This window comes from Phytohabitans sp. LJ34, assembly GCF_052068095.1.
In the GTDB taxonomy this organism is placed as follows: Bacteria; Actinomycetota; Actinomycetes; order Mycobacteriales; family Micromonosporaceae; genus Phytohabitans.
On record NZ_JBQHDG010000022.1, the window covers coordinates 142,290 to 156,445 of the forward strand.

The window sequence follows — 14,156 nt, forward strand, 5'->3', positions numbered from 1 at the left end:
GCCTTCACGACGTTGGGTTCGGACCAATCGTGCCGGTCACGAGAAAACCAGTGAAGACACCACCGTTGCGTGCATGTAACGCGCACCGATCAAAACCGTCGAGCGCGCAGCGCCTCCGCGACAGACCAGCCCTGGAAGGGGCAACCGGTCGCCGCGTGTGGCGCGTACCCGTCGGCGGTTTCGCTTACGGATGCTAGGCCAAACTCGGGCAAATGAGACTCGATACCGGTGAACAACTCGCTAATTCGCCAGCCGGCCTTCCGAGCCGCATCCGCGTAGGGGCCTATTGTCCACGGCCAGACGGTCCCTTGGTGGTACGCCGCGTCCCGTTGTGCCGGCGTGCCCCGGTGACTTCCGGTGTAGCCCGGCGAGTCGGGGGCGAGACTGCGCGGGCCGAGCGGGGTCATGAGGGCCGCGCCGATCGCGCGCAGCGCGGCATGGTCGGGCTCCGGCATGGGTGCGCGGGGTAGCGACCACGCGAGGAGCTGGTTGGGGCGGAGGGACATGTCGTTGCCACCCGGCCCGTCGAGCACATCGTAGAGCCAGCCGGTGGGTGCGGGGTAGCGCTCACGGTAAGCAGAAAGTGCCAGAGCGTGAGCCGCCGGCGCGGCGCCCGGATCCTGGCCCACCCGCGCGGCGAGATCGACGATCGCGGCCAGACCGTTGACCCAGAGCGCGTTCACCTCGACCGGCTTGCCCGCGCGCGGCGTGACCGGCACCCCGTAGACGCGGGCGTCCATCCAGGTCAGTGCCTCGCCCGGCGCGCCCTGTGCGATCAGGCCGTCGGCCGGGTCGGCGCGGATGCCGTACCGGGTGCCCTCCAGGTGCGCGTCCACGATGCCGCGCAGCGCGGGCAGGAGTTCGGCGGCCAGGTCGGTGTCGCCGGTGACCGTCACGTGCCGGTCGACCGCGTGCAGAAACCACATCGTGGCGTCGCTGGTGTTGTATTCGACGCTGCCGGTGTCGGCGGTGTTGGCCAGCATGCCCCGGGAGAGCGTGCCCGCGTAGGACCGCAACAGCTCGCGCCCCTCCTCGGCGCGGCCGGTGGCGAGGAAGAGCCCCTCGTACGAGGTCATCGTGTCTCGCGACCACGCGCCGAACCACGGGTAGCCGGCCACCACGTCCGGCCCGGCGCCGGTGCGCACCACGAAGGCGTCGGCCGCGAGGGCGAGCGTGGCGTCGACCGGGTCGGCGGGCTTGGCGGCCGCGATGACCTGCCAGTGCCGCTCCCGGGCGGCGGCCACGACCTCGGTGGCCGGTGCGGGCCGGTCCTCCAGGTCGCCGGCCCAGGCGAGCACCTCCAGGGTGTCGCCCGGTGCGTCGAGCGCGCCACCGAAGCGCCCCGCGTACCAGATGTCCTCTTCGGACGCGAGCCCGCGCGCGGCCTCCTCGCGGTGGTGCGCGCCGCGCCACCACTGGCCCGTGGGTGCCCAGCCGGGGCCGGCCATGCGGTACGCCTGTTCGACGACGGCGCCGTCGACGGTCGGGATGACGCGCGGCGGCGGTCCGTCGGCGTACCGCTCGCCGTGCTGGTCGCGCCACGTGCAGAGCGCCTCCAGCGCGAGCCGGACTCCGGAGCCGGCGATCAGGCGGTGGACCACCGCGACGGCTGGCCGGCCGTGCGCCATGGCGATCTCCCGCTCGATCACCACGTCGCCGATCCGCCACCGCCAGCGCGGGAGCCCGTCGGCGAGGTCGAAGCGCTCGATCAGGTGGTGCCCCTTCGGCTCGATCGCTCCAGAGGCCCACTCGTGGGTCGCCAGCCGCACGTGAGCGCCCGAGGGCAGGGTGACGACCGGATCGAGGGAGACCAATCCCACGTGACGGGACGCCGGCACATCTCCCGCGACCACCAGCAGCGCATGGTACCGGCGGGTGCGCAGGCCCGAGACGGTTCCCATGGCATAGCCCCCGAGCCCGTCGGTGAGCAGCCACTCCCTGGTGGTACCCATCACAAGATCGCCACAGACCTGCGGACCGAAACCGATGGGAATCATTAGGCTCCTTACCGAGAGCGGGTGGCCATGACGGCGCCTGTAACACGCCACCGGGACAATGGTCCCGTGTGGTCACGACGACGGAAGGCGAAGGTGGCACGCGGGGTTAAGTCCGCCGGCGACGCGGAGCATACGCGGCTGGCCCAGGCCAACGCGGGAGAGCAGCCATGGCGGTCCTGGGGGCCGTACCTGTCGGAGCGAGCCTGGGGCACGGTGCGGGAAGACTACTCGGAGCACGGCACGGCCTGGGATTACTTCCCGCACGACTGTGCCCGCTCCCGCGCCTACCGGTGGAACGAGGACGGCATGGCCGGCGTCTGCGACGACCGCCAGACGTTCTGCTTCGCCCTCGCCCTCTGGAACGGCCAGGACACGATCCTCAAGGAGCGGATGTTCGGCCTCGGCGGCGACGGGGGCAACCACGGCGAGGACGTCAAGGAGTACTGGTGGTACGAGGACTCCACCCCGACCCACTCCTGGATGCGCTGGCGCTACCACTACCCGCAGACCGCCTTCCCGTACGACGACCTGGTGGCCGTCAACGCCGCCCGGGGCCGTGACGAGACCGAGTACGAGCTCGTCGACACCGGCGTCTTCGACGACGACCGCTACTGGGCGGTGACCGTCGACTACGCCAAGGCCTCGCCGACCGACATGTGCATCGTGGTCAACGTGGCAAACCGCGGCCCGGACACCGCGACGCTGCACGTGTTGCCCACGCTGTGGTTCCGCAACACATGGTCGTGGGGGCTGCCCGGCCGCGACCAGGTGCCCGTGCTGCGTGGCGGCGACGGCCGGCTGGTCGGCGAGCACTGGGTGCTCGGCCAGGTGGTGCTGCAAGGCGAGGGCGACCCGACCGTGCTGTGCTGTGACAACGAGACCAACACCCAGAGACTCTGGGGTCTGCCCGGCCGCAGCGAGTACCCGAAGGACGGCATCAACGACCACGTGGTCGACGGCGCCGACACGGTAAACCCGGCGATGACCGGGACAAAAGGGGCGCTCCACTACCAGCTGACCGTGCCGTCCGGCGGCGAGGTGTGGATCCGGCTGCGGCTGACGCTCACCTCACCGCCGCCCGGCGACGAGGCCGCCCCGCTGCTCGACCTGGGCAAAGACTTCGACAAGGTGGTGGCCGCGCGGCGCGCCGAGGCCGACGCCTACTTCACCAAGCTCACCCCGAAGGGCGCGAGCCGCGAAGAGGCCCTCGTGCTCCGCAAGGCCATCGCCGGGCTGATGTGGGGCAAGCAGTTCTACCACTTCGACGTCGAGCAGTGGCTCAACGGCGACCCGGGCAGCGCGCCGCCACCGGCCGGCCGCAAGCACGGGCGCAACAGCGCGTGGTGGCACATGAACAGCTTCGACGTGATCTCCATGCCGGACCCCTGGGAGTACCCCTGGTACGCCGCCTGGGACCTGGCCTTCCACTGCGTCACGCTGGCCCGCGTCGACCCGGAGTTCGCCAAGCAGCAGGTGCTGCTGCTCCTGCGCGAGTGGTACATGCACCCCAACGGCCAGATCCCGGCGTACGAGTGGGCGTTCGGCGACGTCAACCCACCCGTGCACGCCTGGGCCGCGCTGCGCGTCTTCGAGATCGACGGCGGCCGCGACTACGACTTCCTCGCCCGGGTGATGCACAAGCTGCTGCTCAACTTCACCTGGTGGGTCAACCGCAAGGACATCAACGGCAACAACGTCTTCGAGGGCGGCTTCCTCGGCCTCGACAACGTCGGCCCGTTCGACCGCTCGGCGGCGCTGCCGGTCGCCGGGGTGCTGGAGCAGTCCGACGGCACCGGCTGGATGGCCATGTACGCGCTCAACCTGCTCGACATGGCCGTGCGCCTGGCCGAGCACGACCGGGCGTACGAGGACGTGGCCACCAAGTTCTTCGAGCACTTCGCGTACATCGCGGCGGCCGCGTACCAGCAGGGCCTGTGGGACGAGGAAGACTCGTTCTTCTACGACCAGCTCCGCCTGCCCGACGGCAGCACCGTGCCGCTCAAGGTGCGCTCGGTGGTCGGCCTGCTCCCGCTCGCCGCCACCACCACACTCAGCTCCCGCACGCTCGCCCGCCTGCCCGAGCTGGCCGCGCGGCTGCGCTGGTTCCTGACCAACAAGCCCGCCTACGCCGACGTGCTGGGCGCCCGCCGGCTGGCCGGCGACGGCATGAAACGGCGCCTGCTGTCGATGGTCGGCCCCGAGCAGATCGTGCGCATCCTGGCCCGCATGCTCGACGAGGACGAGTTCCTCTCCCAGTACGGCCTGCGCACCCTCTCCCGCCGCCACCTGGACAAGCCGTTCACGGTCGAGCTCGGCGGCCAGGAGTTCACCGTCGGCTACGAGCCGGCCGAGTCCACCAGCGGCCTCTTCGGCGGCAACTCCAACTGGCGCGGCCCGATCTGGATGCCCACCAACTACCTGCTGATCAGCGCGCTGCGCGACTACGCCGACTTCTTCGGCGACGGCCTGGCCATCGAGCACCCGACCCGCTCCGGCAAGAAACGCACCCTCAACGAGGTCGCCGACGACCTCTCCGACCGGCTGATCTCACTCTTCGTGCCCGACGCCTGGGGCCGCCGCCCGATGTACGGCGCCTGCGAGCTCTTCCAACGCCACCCCGACTGGAAGGACCTGATCGTCTTCCCGGAGTACTTCCACGGCGACAACGGCGCCGGCCTCGGCGCCTGGCACCAGACGGGGTGGACCGCCCTGGTCGCCGACCTGATCCTCACGACGAGACGATAGAGATCTTGAGCTACCGCGACGCCCGTCGTGGTCACTCTCCGTTGCTCCCGCGGCCTCACCCTCCGCCGTTGGCCGCGCCTCCCTCCCCAAGAGGGCAGCCCTCTTGGGCGTGAATTCCCAGCAGGGGTCGCGTATACCCGCCCAGACAGTGACAGGGCTGCCCTCTTGAGGACCGGGCGGGAGGCGCCTCATGCCGGGGCGACTGTGATGGCGCCGGTGCTCGAACGCAGGGTTATCGCGCTCTTGGCTTTCGGGAGGCTGGGCAGGTTGACGGCCGGGCCGGCGGCGGTCTTGGCGTCGATGCGGTATTCGCCCTGTGCCGGCAGAAACACCTGGGTCGCGCCGACGTCGTTCGTCACGTCGACGGCGGGTGGGGCGGCCGCGTAGCGCAGCTCGACGGCGCCGACGCTCGTGGTGGCCTTCGTCTTCCCGGCCAGGCCCGTGCCCCGGATCGCGCCGACGTCGGTGGTGATGTCGAGCGCGCCGGTCATGCCGGTCACCGTCACCGGCGCGGTCCGCACCTTGACGGTCACCGCCAGCGTGCGGGGCACCTCGATCCGGTAGTGGGTGGAGCACCGCCCGTCGGCGTCGGCCGCCTTGCCGCAACCCTGGTCCACCAGGAACAGGGTGCCGCCCTCGACGCGGTGGCTGGTGAGCGGAGGTAGGTCGGCGTACACGTGCCGCTCGCGGACCCGGTGCGGGCCGTCGACGGCGGCGACCTCGACCGAGCCTGACCCGCCGGTCAGTTCGACCGTCGTGACGGTGGCGGGCACGTCGTACGTCTTGAGATCCTCCGCGACCTTGAGGGCGGTGGTGTCGCAGCCGGCGAGGGCGACTGCCGCGAGTGCCGCGAGGAGCCAGCGAGCGGGGGTCAGCACTCGGCGAAATCTACGCGCATGACGACGCGGCGGAGGGTGGGGTGGCTGACCTCCCTGAAGCCGGCCTCCTCGAAGACCTGGCGGGCGCCGACGTGGAGCTCGCCCCAGGTGATCACCTTGCCCGGCTGGGTGGTCATCGGGTAGGCCTCCAGCGCGCGGGCCCCGCGCTCGCGGGCGAAGTCGACCGCGGCCCGGACGAGGTCGTAGGTGAGGCCCCGGCCGCGGTATCCGGTGCGGACCGCGAAGCAGGTCACCGCCCACACGTCGGGGTCGTCCCTGTCCTCCTGCCGGCCTTTCCACGGGACCGGCATGGTGCGCAGCCTCGGGTACGCGACGCGCGGCTCGACCGCCACCCACCCGGCCGGCTCGCCGTCGACGTACGCGACGAGCCCGCTGGTGGCCGCCGCGTCGGGGTCGTCGCACCGGGTCTGCGTGCGCAGGGCCTCGGTGCGTTCCTCCTGTGTGGAGTCGCGCCAAATCCAGCCCACCACCTTGAACCGCTGGCACCGGCACCGGCCGGGGTAGGACCCACCGAAGACGGCGGTGATGTCGTCCCACGACGCCTCGTTGGCCGGGACGATCCGGACGCTCATTGGGGTGGATCCTCGCCGACCAGGCCGTCGACGGCCTCGCGGAAGAGATCGGCGTGCCCCACGTGGCGAGCGTACTCGTCGTGCAGGTCGACGAGCAGGCGTCGCAGGTTGGGTGACCGACCGTCCGGGGTGACGAACCTCGTGGGTTGGTCGAGCCCGCCCTCGGCGAGCGCCTTCGCCAGCGCGGCCCGCCGGCGCTCGACCGCGCCCTGCCAGAGGGCGTAGAGGTCGTCCGGCGAGTCGCCGGCCGCGCTGTGCCAGCACCAGTCGGGGTCGGCCGCGAAGTCCGCCGCCTTCCATGGCCCCACGGGCGGGCCGCCGGTCAGGTCGCGCGCGGTGTAGTAGGCCTCGACAAACGCCATGTGCTTGAGCAGCCCGCCGAGCGTCATCGTCGACGGCGGGTGCGGCTGGCGGAGGCCGGCCGCGTCGAGGCCGCCGCACTTCCAGGCGAACTGGGCGCGGGAGCGGTCGAGCGCGAAGAGCAGCATCTCCACCTCGCCGGCGGTGAACGACGGCTCGTGGATCGTGGTGTCGAGAACTGTCATGGCGGGCATGCTAGGTTCCGTTCCGGTCGTTCTGCTTCCGGATTGTGGGGAGGCGTGGTGAAAACCGAGGCGAGTCCCACCGCGCGGGCGCTGCTCGCGCTCGAGCTCGTGCAGGGCAGCCCGGGGATCACCGCCGACCGCATCGCGGGCAAGCTGGGCGTGTCGGAGCGGGCCGCCCGGCGGTACGTCGAGATCCTCCGCGAGGCCGGCATCCCGATCGAGTCGGTCCGCGGGCCGCACGGCGGCTACCGGCTCGGCCGGGGGCTGCGGCTGCCGCCGCTGCTGTTCAGCGCCACCGAGGCGCTCGGCCTGGTCATGGCCGTGCTCGACGGCCACCACGACGCGGGCGACCCCACCGACCCGGTGGGCAGCGCGCTCGGCAAGCTCGTGCGCGCGCTGCCGGAGCCGGTCGCCGCCCAGGCCGAGGCGGTGCGGCGCAGCACCGCGCCCGCGCCCGACCGGTCCGCCGCGCGCCCCGACCCGCAGACCACGACCGCGCTGGTCCAGGCCCGCGCGCAGGGCCGCCGGGTGCGTCTCGGCTACCGCTCCGAGGCCGGTCCGGAACGGGTCTTCGAGGTCGACCCGTGGGCGGTCGTGGTCCGCCACGGCCGGTGGTACCTGCTGTGCTGGTCGCACACCTCGGGCGCCCGCCGCGCGTACCGGATCGACCGGGTCCGCGACGTGGCGGTGCTCGACGCGGCCTTCAGCCCACCCGCCGACCTCGACCCGGTGGCGATGCTCGAAGAGCACCTGTCCGTCGGTTGGGACTACCAGACGGAGGTGCTCATCGAGTCACCCGTCGAGCCCCTGTCCCGCTGGCTGCCGCGCGCGCTCGGCCGCCTCGAGCCGGTCGACGACGTCACCTGCCGGCTTGTCGGCACCACCAGCGATCCCATCTGGTACGCGGAGCAGCTCGCCGTCGTGCCCCGCATCACCCGGGTCGTGGGCGGCCCGGAGCTGCGGTGGGCGGTGCGCACGCTCGGCGAGCGGCTCGTCGCGGCGGCTAGCTGACCAGAAGGCCGTCGCCTTCACTGTCGAGGTTGACGGTCTGGCCCGGCTTGAGCTCGTCGCCCAGGATCCGCTCGGCCAGGAGCAGGCGACGCCGGGCGGGCGGCGGTGGCCCGGCCCCACCGACGAGCACCGTGCGTGGCTGTTCGCCTTCCGCGAACAGCGCCCGTTCTACGCCCGCGTCCGCGACACCCGCCAGGCCGCCGACCTTCCGCTGGGCCGGGCCGCGCACCTGACCGCGCGGTTTCCGAGGCTGCGCACCGCCACCGCGGCCGGCCTGATGTACGACGGTCCGGGCCGGCAGACCGCCCTCGCGATGCTGTACACGGTGCTGGCCCACGAGTCGCCGGAGCTGCTGCCCACCGCCGAGGCCCGCGCCTGGGTGGGCGACCTGGGCGAGGAGGCGGCCGTCGACGTCGCCTGCGCCCCGCTCGACCGGGCCGCCCGGCTGCTGCTCGACGGCGACCGCTGGCGGCTGTGGACGAGGGTGGAGGCGGCGCTCGCGGCCGGCGAGAGCGGCTCCGACCGGCGGGTCCGCGACGTGGCCGTCACGCTCGGCCGGGAGCTGCGCGCGGTGAGCCTGCGCGGCTCGCTCGGCGGCGTGCGACACATCCTCGACGCGCTGCTCGTCGAGGCCCACGAGGGTCACCCGCCGGGGGCACGCGTCCGGCTCGAGGGTCGGCCCGCCACCGTCGTCGGCGTCCGCTGGTCGCCGGCCGGCCCGCCCACGGGATACGAGGTGTGCCTCGACGGCGACCCGACCGTCCGTGTCGTGCCTACCGATTCCCTCGACAATGGACAGTCGGTCCTGGTGTGAGGCCCGAGCTGGTTCTGGTCCTGCGCTACCGCCGGCGCAAGCAGCAGGACCACGCCAGCCGCCTGGCCAGCGCCGCCCGCCAGTACCCCCGCCCCGGCCGCGGCCGCACGCTCCCGATCGTCGAGCGCTAGTCGGTGCCCACCCGTCCGCTGTTGGTCGCGGCCACTCGGCCACCTCCGGCGGGTCGGCCCTGATCGTTGGCTGGTGGACCTTCGGCGCGATCCGCGACGCGGAGCTGTTAGCTCGAGGGCGATCCGTGGTGGATCGCTTGAGACCAAGGGACTTTTCGGAGTCGGGGTGGCTTCGCCCCCTATTTGGACAGAGATTTGAGCTACCGCGACGTCCGTCGTGGTCCGGACCGTTGCTCCCGCGGCCTCACCCGTCCGCCGTTGGTCGCGCCGGTGGTCGGCGTTTGTCCACAATGGCTGTTCCCGGATCGGCGATCCGGGAAAGCAACAGGGGTTCCGTTGCCGTGAGTAACGGCCGCGATGGCGTGCGCCGCGCGAGAAACGCCACGACGGGCGGCGACCCCGACCCCCGAAATGTCTGTCACATGCGGTCGGGGGTGCCGATGCCGAGCAGGTCGAGCCCACGCCCTAGCACCCGCGCGGTCAGGTCGCAGAGCGCGAGGCGGCTCTCCCGCGCGGTGCCCTCCGCGCGCAGCACGGGGCAGCGCTCGTAGAAGGCGGTGAACGTCGTCGCCAGCCGGAAGAGGTAGGCGGCCAGCCGGTGGAACTCCAGCGACTCGCCCACGTCGGCGACCACGCCCGCGAAGCCGAGCAGCTCGATGGCGAGCGCGCGTTCCTCGGGCGCGGTGACCGGGATCGTGGCCGGGTCGTGCGGTGGGGTCACGCCACCCCGCCGGAAGATCGAGAGGATGCGGGCGCGCGCGTACTGGAGGTACGGGCCGGTGTCGCCCTCGAACGAGATCATCCGGTCCCAGTCGAAGACGTAGTCGCGGGTGCGGTCGTTGGAGAGGTCGGCGTACTTCAGCGCTCCGATCCCGACCTGCTTCGCGATCTCGGTGTCCTCGACCAGCGCCGACGCACGGGCCACGGCCTCGTCCAGGAGCGTGCTGAGCTTGACCGTGTCGCCGGCCCGGCTGCGGAAGAGCTTGCCGTCCGGCCCGAGGATCGAGCCGAAGCCGACGTGCTGGGCGCGCGCCGGCTCGGTGAGCCAGCCGGCCTCGCGGGCGACCTGGAAGACCATCGCGAAGTGCTGGGTCTGCGGCAGCCCCACCACGTAGAGCAGGCGGGTGGCGCCTACCTCGCGGGTGCGGTGGCGGATCGCGGCGAGGTCGGTGGCCGGGTAGCCGAAGCCGCCGTCGGACTTGCGCACGATCAGCGGCAGCGGCCCGCCGTCCCGGCCGGTGAAGCCCGCCGGGTAGACAACCTGGGCGCCGTCGCTCTCCCGCAGCAGCCCCAGCCGGTCGAGTTCGGCCACGACCGGCTCCAGCATGTCGTTGTAGAAGCTCTCGCCCCGGAAGTCACCCTCGGTCAGGCGCACGCCGAGCAGGTCGTACACGGCGAGGAAGTGCCGCTCCGACTCCTCGACCAGCAGCCGCCACAGCCGGCGGGTACCCGGATCGCCGCTCTGGAGGGCGACCACCCGGCTGCGCGAGCGTTCGCGGAAGGCCTCGTCGGCGTCGAACTTCGCGCGGGCAGCCTGGTAGAAGGCGTTGAGGTCGCGGAGCGAGAGGTCTTCGGCCGTCTCGCCCTCGTCGACGAGGTGCGCGATCAGCATGCCGAACGGGGTGCCCCAGTCGCCGAGGTGGTTGGCGCGGAGCACACGGTGGCCGAGCCAGTCGAGCACCCGCACCGCCGCGTCGCCGATCACGGTCGAGCGGAGGTGGCCGACGTGCATCTCCTTGGCCACGTTGGGCGCGGAGTAGTCGACGAGCACCGTCTCCGGTGCCTCCACCCGCGGCACGCCGAGCCGCTCGTCCCGGCTCATCGCGGCCAGCAGCGGCCCGAGCGCGGCGTCGGCGAGCGTGAGGTTGATGAACCCCGGCCCGGACACCTCGGCGGACGCGACGAGCCCGTCGAGCCGGGCCGTGTCGAGCACCGCCGCGGCGATCTCGCGCGGCGGCCGCCCGAGCCGCTTGGCCAGCGCGAGCGCCGCGTCCGCCTGGAAGTCCGCGCGCTGCGACCGTCGCAGGCTCGGGTCCACCCGCGCGCCGGCGACCGCTTCGAAGGCGGGCGCGAGCCGGTCGTGGAGCAGAGCTTCCAAGGTCGCCATGCCCGCAAATGTAGGCGGGGTCGCGGGCGGTGGTCGCCCCAATTACGCCCCGAGCCATAGCGATGGCGGCTATTTCCAGGTACTCCAGCGGGACGCCCTGCTCAGTCGCCGGGCCATGATGTCTCGGGTGGCCACCCCTGCCCTCCGAGGCGAGTCACCAAGTGCGCCCGCCCGTGCGGAAGGATGCGGTCAGAGGGGCTTCCGATCCCCGTCTCAATAGGCCAAGCGTGAGCGGAGGCAGGCCAACCCGAACTGACATGCTTTGCAGCGCCTCGCGGATGAACGGGAAGGCAACGAAGAAGCCAACATTGGCTGAGAAGGCCGGTATCAGCTGGTCAAGGTCGCCGGGCGGCTGGTCAAGATCGAAAGAGACGATCACGTCAACTTCGAACGTCGCGATCGCCTCGCCCGCCACGGTCGTGAGGGGCGCCGCGACACTGAACTTGCAGCTGAATCCCTCCGATCGGCGTCTGTAGGCGGCGCTGACCGCAAGCTCCGCCTCCACGTCGTCCAGCGGGCCGTCTCGGAAAAGCTCCACATTGGACTTTGTAACGCGGACGTCCTTCAGTTCGGCGCTTGCGGCTAGTGCCTCCAATTCGGTCGGGTTGACCTCAGGCGTGCTGGGCGGGCTCGCTGGCGCCTGCTCCGGCTGCTGGGAGGTGAGACGCCGACCCCGCTGCGAGCTCACCTCCGCGCGCCTACGATCACGAGATTTTGCCTTATCCGGCACGAGTCTCTCCGTCGCTCCCGCTTTGTGCGCCTGTTTCGGACGGCTCGATCTCAACCGCCACCGGCGGCTGCTTGACCATCCCCACCGCCATACGCCACGCACTGGATAGCTGCGGGGATGAGCTGCCCGCGCGGGTCAGGCGGGTCGTATCAGGATGGCCGATGAGGCGGTCGGAGAACGAATTGATGACCTCCCACTCGGCATCCACGGGCTCGCGCACGCCAGAGATCGCGCAGTGGATCTGCGCGATCTCGCGGTCGCTGAGGAATGACTCACCGAAATCGATCTTGTAGTTATGCGAAAGCCACTCGGCGACCCGTGCCCAGCGCCAGACCTTGGATGATCCTGGGGAGCCGGCTGGCGGCGGAAAACCGCCCGGACCGCGACGGCCGTCAACCCAGAGTCGAACTGCCTCCCGGGTGACTCCGACGCGATGGGCGATATCGGAAACGCTGACCAAATCTTGGTCGACCTCCACCAGAGTGGCGTGGGGCAGGGCGTGGCGAATGCGTCGGGCGACCTGCACCGTGACGCCAGCAACGTCCGTGGGGTCCTGTTTGTCAGTGTGAAGCGTGGCCAGCACGCGTCCGTCGACGGACGTCCACTCCAAGTCAGAAAGGCGCTCACCGATCATGGACAGTGTGCTTTCGTCTGTCAGATCGACACCGGCTACGTGAAGAGGGACACGGAACATGATCTCACCCGCCTCTTGACTCCTCGACCTGAGCATATACGTGGCGTTGGCGACTGCCAACAGTCTAGGCCGAACTGCAACGTCGCTCAGCCATTCGCCAAACGAGACCGGACCACGGCGAGGCGCGTGCGGCACTGCTGGATCCTCTTCTTGAGGGTCCGTACGGCCTGGCTGCGTGGAAGGCTCTTGGCTTCCTGGTGAACCTCCGACACCGTGGCCTCGGCCAAGTCCATGATCCGTCGAGGATCGAGGTCGTCCGTCTCGGCGGCGTCGAGGGCCTCCTGCGCCGCCTCCTCGGCAAGCGCGACGGCCTTGTCGGCGTCATCGGCAATTTCCCACAGCCGCTCGATCTCCGCGGTGTCTGACTCGGCGGCGTCCATAAGCTCGCTGGCGCGTGCCCACGCCTCCAACGACTCCTGCTGGCCTCCGTGCGCGTCGATCAAGCGCTCAGCCGCGTCTACCAGACGTTCGGCCTTGGTCATCTTCACCGTCGCGGCCTCCAGTCGGCTTGCCGGACCCGTGGCGCTGTGCCGGCATTGCTCGACCTTCCTTCTCAAGCCTGTAGCGGCGGATTCACCGCCCTCACCGGTGCTGAACACCACGTAGGAGCAGAAATCGTTGGTGTCCACTTTCCGACAAAAAACCACTCCGAATATATGTGCCGCGCCACCGGACTCCTTGAAATGCCATCCGGCGCTGCGTGCGAAATCGAGGGCTTCGCGAAACCATTGCGAATTGTGGCGCGGCCACTTGTCGTCCGGTGACCTCCACTCACCGGAATGACCACGCTTTGACATCAACCACCTCGCAAGGTGCCAGTGGACATGGGCTTGTCGACAATAGCGGCAACACCCCACGCGCTATCTTGCCACAGCTCTTGCGCGACCGAGGTTGGTGTATCGGCGGTGATCCTGCCTCGATCGGAAATTGATGTTGCCCCGGATGAATGTCACCTGGCAGCGGTGGGCTTGGGGAGTGGGGCGCGGCCGATGGTGGAGTAGAGGAAGTGGCCGCGGATCACCAGGCCGGAGCGGCGGTCGCGGGCCAGCCACTCCAGGTGGTCGAGCTCGTCGCCGGTCAGGCCGGCGGTGAGCAGGCGGTCGCGAAACAGGGCCAGGTTGACCGTCGCGAGCAGCGCGCCGGGGCTGCCGGCCGGCCAGACGGGCGAGTGGATGGCCGTGTCCACCTCGTGCAGGCCGGCCGCCCGCATCCGGCTGTGTATCCGGGTGGCCCAGGTGGGGTCGTTGTCCAGGATGCGCAGCAGGGCCTTCTGGTAGCGGTCGAACAGTGCCACGTCCTCCCGGCTGGGCGCGTCGATGACGATGTCTTCGGTGCGGATGTACCAGTCTTCGACCACCAGGCTGCCGCCCGGGCCGAGGGCGGCCGCGAGCTTGGCCAGCACCTGCTCGCGCTCGGGCAGGTGGAGCAGGAGCAGGCGGGCGTGGATCAGGTCGTACGGCGGGTCGGGCACCGGCTCGGCGACGATGTCGTGGGCGAGCACGCGGATGCCGGGCTCCTCGACGAGGTGGCGCGGCTTGAGGTCGGTGGCGACCACCGACGCGCCGCGGCCGGCCAGCCAGCGGGCGACGCTGCCCGCGCCGGCGCCGACCTCCAGGCAGCGGAACGGGCCGGCGGGAGTGTCCACAGCGGACAGGCGGGCGCGGGTGAAGTCGTCGAGCATCGCGGATAGGCATGCGTGCTGCTGGAGCGCCACGTCAGCGTCGTTGTCGTAGGCGTAGCCGCCCGGCATCGAACCTCCTGGAAGGGGTGAGGCGACCCGGGCCACCAGGTTGCCGACCAAGGGGCGGGGGCCGCCTCACCGAACGTTCAACCTAGGGTTCTTAGGACCCAGAGTCAATTGGGTACGACGAATACTTGAGACCCCAGGGCGGGCATGATCAAATGTCATAC

General features: G+C 70.9%; 14 protein-coding genes. 4 read left to right on the top strand and 10 right to left on the bottom strand.

The annotated features are described in order from the left end of the window. Positions 1–89 precede the first annotated feature (89 nt). Positions 90–1,997, bottom strand: coding sequence for an amylo-alpha-1,6-glucosidase (locus tag ACTMTJ_RS34025; RefSeq protein ID WP_441222770.1), 1,908 nt, complete (start codon positions 1,995–1,997; stop codon positions 90–92). Positions 1,998–2,090: 93 nt separating this feature from the next. On the opposite strand from ACTMTJ_RS34025, the gene ACTMTJ_RS34030 reads away from it, so the two are divergent. Beyond that, positions 2,091–4,742 (top strand): MGH1-like glycoside hydrolase domain-containing protein, encoded by a 2,652-nt coding sequence (locus ACTMTJ_RS34030; RefSeq protein ID WP_441222772.1) that lies wholly within the window; start codon positions 2,091–2,093, stop codon positions 4,740–4,742. Between the two features lie 188 nt (positions 4,743–4,930). On the opposite strand, the gene ACTMTJ_RS34035 is transcribed toward ACTMTJ_RS34030, so the two are convergent. Genes ACTMTJ_RS34035 through ACTMTJ_RS34045 form a run of 3 tightly spaced genes read right to left on the bottom strand, consistent with a single transcriptional unit; the run spans position 4,931 to position 6,758 of the window. Then, positions 4,931–5,620: a hypothetical protein gene (locus tag ACTMTJ_RS34035; protein WP_441222774.1), complete on the bottom strand. Its 690-nt coding sequence runs from the start codon at positions 5,618–5,620 to the stop codon at positions 4,931–4,933. Further along, complete coding sequence (locus tag ACTMTJ_RS34040; protein ID WP_441222776.1) at positions 5,614–6,213, bottom strand: GNAT family N-acetyltransferase; 600 nt, start codon at positions 6,211–6,213, stop codon at positions 5,614–5,616. Before ACTMTJ_RS34040 ends, ACTMTJ_RS34035 begins: the two co-directional genes overlap by 7 nt. Then, positions 6,210–6,758 (bottom strand): mycothiol transferase, encoded by a 549-nt coding sequence (locus ACTMTJ_RS34045; protein ID WP_441222778.1) that lies wholly within the window; start codon positions 6,756–6,758, stop codon positions 6,210–6,212. The genes ACTMTJ_RS34040 and ACTMTJ_RS34045 overlap by 4 nt, the downstream gene beginning before the upstream one ends. Before the next feature lie 57 nt (positions 6,759–6,815). On the opposite strand from ACTMTJ_RS34045, the gene ACTMTJ_RS34050 reads away from it, so the two are divergent. Further along, on the top strand, positions 6,816–7,769 hold the full coding sequence (locus ACTMTJ_RS34050) for a helix-turn-helix transcriptional regulator (RefSeq protein ID WP_441222779.1): 954 nt from the start codon (positions 6,816–6,818) through the stop codon (positions 7,767–7,769). On the opposite strand, the gene ACTMTJ_RS34055 is transcribed toward ACTMTJ_RS34050, so the two are convergent. Then, positions 7,762–7,998 carry a hypothetical protein gene (locus tag ACTMTJ_RS34055; RefSeq protein ID WP_441222780.1) on the bottom strand — a complete coding sequence of 79 codons (237 nt, stop codon included), beginning with the start codon at positions 7,996–7,998 and terminating at the stop codon, positions 7,762–7,764. The genes ACTMTJ_RS34050 and ACTMTJ_RS34055 overlap by 8 nt on opposite strands. 48 nt (positions 7,999–8,046) lie before the next feature. On the opposite strand from ACTMTJ_RS34055, the gene ACTMTJ_RS34060 reads away from it, so the two are divergent. Further along, positions 8,047–8,583, top strand: a complete 537-nt coding sequence (locus ACTMTJ_RS34060; RefSeq protein ID WP_441222781.1) for a hypothetical protein — start codon at positions 8,047–8,049, stop codon at positions 8,581–8,583. Beyond that, positions 8,580–8,714, top strand: a complete 135-nt coding sequence (locus ACTMTJ_RS34065) for a hypothetical protein (RefSeq protein WP_441222782.1) — start codon at positions 8,580–8,582, stop codon at positions 8,712–8,714. Before ACTMTJ_RS34060 ends, ACTMTJ_RS34065 begins: the two co-directional genes overlap by 4 nt. Positions 8,715–9,132: 418 nt before the next feature. Here the strand turns inward: ACTMTJ_RS34065 and argS are convergent, their stop codons facing one another. From argS to ACTMTJ_RS34090, 5 genes are all read right to left on the bottom strand, one after another. Beyond that, complete coding sequence (gene argS, locus ACTMTJ_RS34070; RefSeq protein ID WP_441222783.1) at positions 9,133–10,821, bottom strand: arginine--tRNA ligase; 1,689 nt, start codon at positions 10,819–10,821, stop codon at positions 9,133–9,135. 154 nt (positions 10,822–10,975) lie between these two features. Next, positions 10,976–11,359, bottom strand: a complete 384-nt coding sequence (locus ACTMTJ_RS34075) for a hypothetical protein (protein WP_441222784.1) — start codon at positions 11,357–11,359, stop codon at positions 10,976–10,978. Positions 11,360–11,540: 181 nt separating this feature from the next. Continuing rightward, positions 11,541–12,245 (bottom strand): hypothetical protein, encoded by a 705-nt coding sequence (locus ACTMTJ_RS34080; RefSeq protein ID WP_441222785.1) that lies wholly within the window; start codon positions 12,243–12,245, stop codon positions 11,541–11,543. An 86-nt stretch (positions 12,246–12,331) separates the two neighbouring features. Further along, positions 12,332–13,042 (bottom strand): hypothetical protein, encoded by a 711-nt coding sequence (locus ACTMTJ_RS34085; protein WP_441222786.1) that lies wholly within the window; start codon positions 13,040–13,042, stop codon positions 12,332–12,334. A gap of 152 nt (positions 13,043–13,194) precedes the next feature. Next, entirely contained in the window at positions 13,195–13,995 is an 801-nt protein-coding gene (locus ACTMTJ_RS34090; protein WP_441222787.1) for a class I SAM-dependent methyltransferase, read from the bottom strand. Between the last annotated feature and the right edge of the window lie 161 nt (positions 13,996–14,156).

Excerpts from the sequence above, each read along its gene's own strand:
- ACTMTJ_RS34085 (WP_441222786.1), bottom strand. The coding sequence starts at position 13,042 with ATGTCAAAGCGTGGTCATTCCGGTGAGTGGAGGTCACCGGACGACAAG.
- argS (WP_441222783.1), bottom strand. The coding sequence starts at position 10,821 with ATGGCGACCTTGGAAGCTCTGCTCCACGACCGGCTCGCGCCCGCCTTC.
- ACTMTJ_RS34060 (WP_441222781.1), top strand. The coding sequence starts at position 8,047 with ATGTACGACGGTCCGGGCCGGCAGACCGCCCTCGCGATGCTGTACACG.
- ACTMTJ_RS34025 (WP_441222770.1), bottom strand. The coding sequence starts at position 1,997 with ATGATTCCCATCGGTTTCGGTCCGCAGGTCTGTGGCGATCTTGTGATG.
- ACTMTJ_RS34080 (WP_441222785.1), bottom strand. The coding sequence starts at position 12,245 with ATGTTCCGTGTCCCTCTTCACGTAGCCGGTGTCGATCTGACAGACGAA.
- ACTMTJ_RS34090 (WP_441222787.1), bottom strand. The coding sequence starts at position 13,995 with ATGCCGGGCGGCTACGCCTACGACAACGACGCTGACGTGGCGCTCCAG.
- ACTMTJ_RS34040 (WP_441222776.1), bottom strand. The coding sequence starts at position 6,213 with ATGAGCGTCCGGATCGTCCCGGCCAACGAGGCGTCGTGGGACGACATC.
- ACTMTJ_RS34045 (WP_441222778.1), bottom strand. The coding sequence starts at position 6,758 with ATGACAGTTCTCGACACCACGATCCACGAGCCGTCGTTCACCGCCGGC.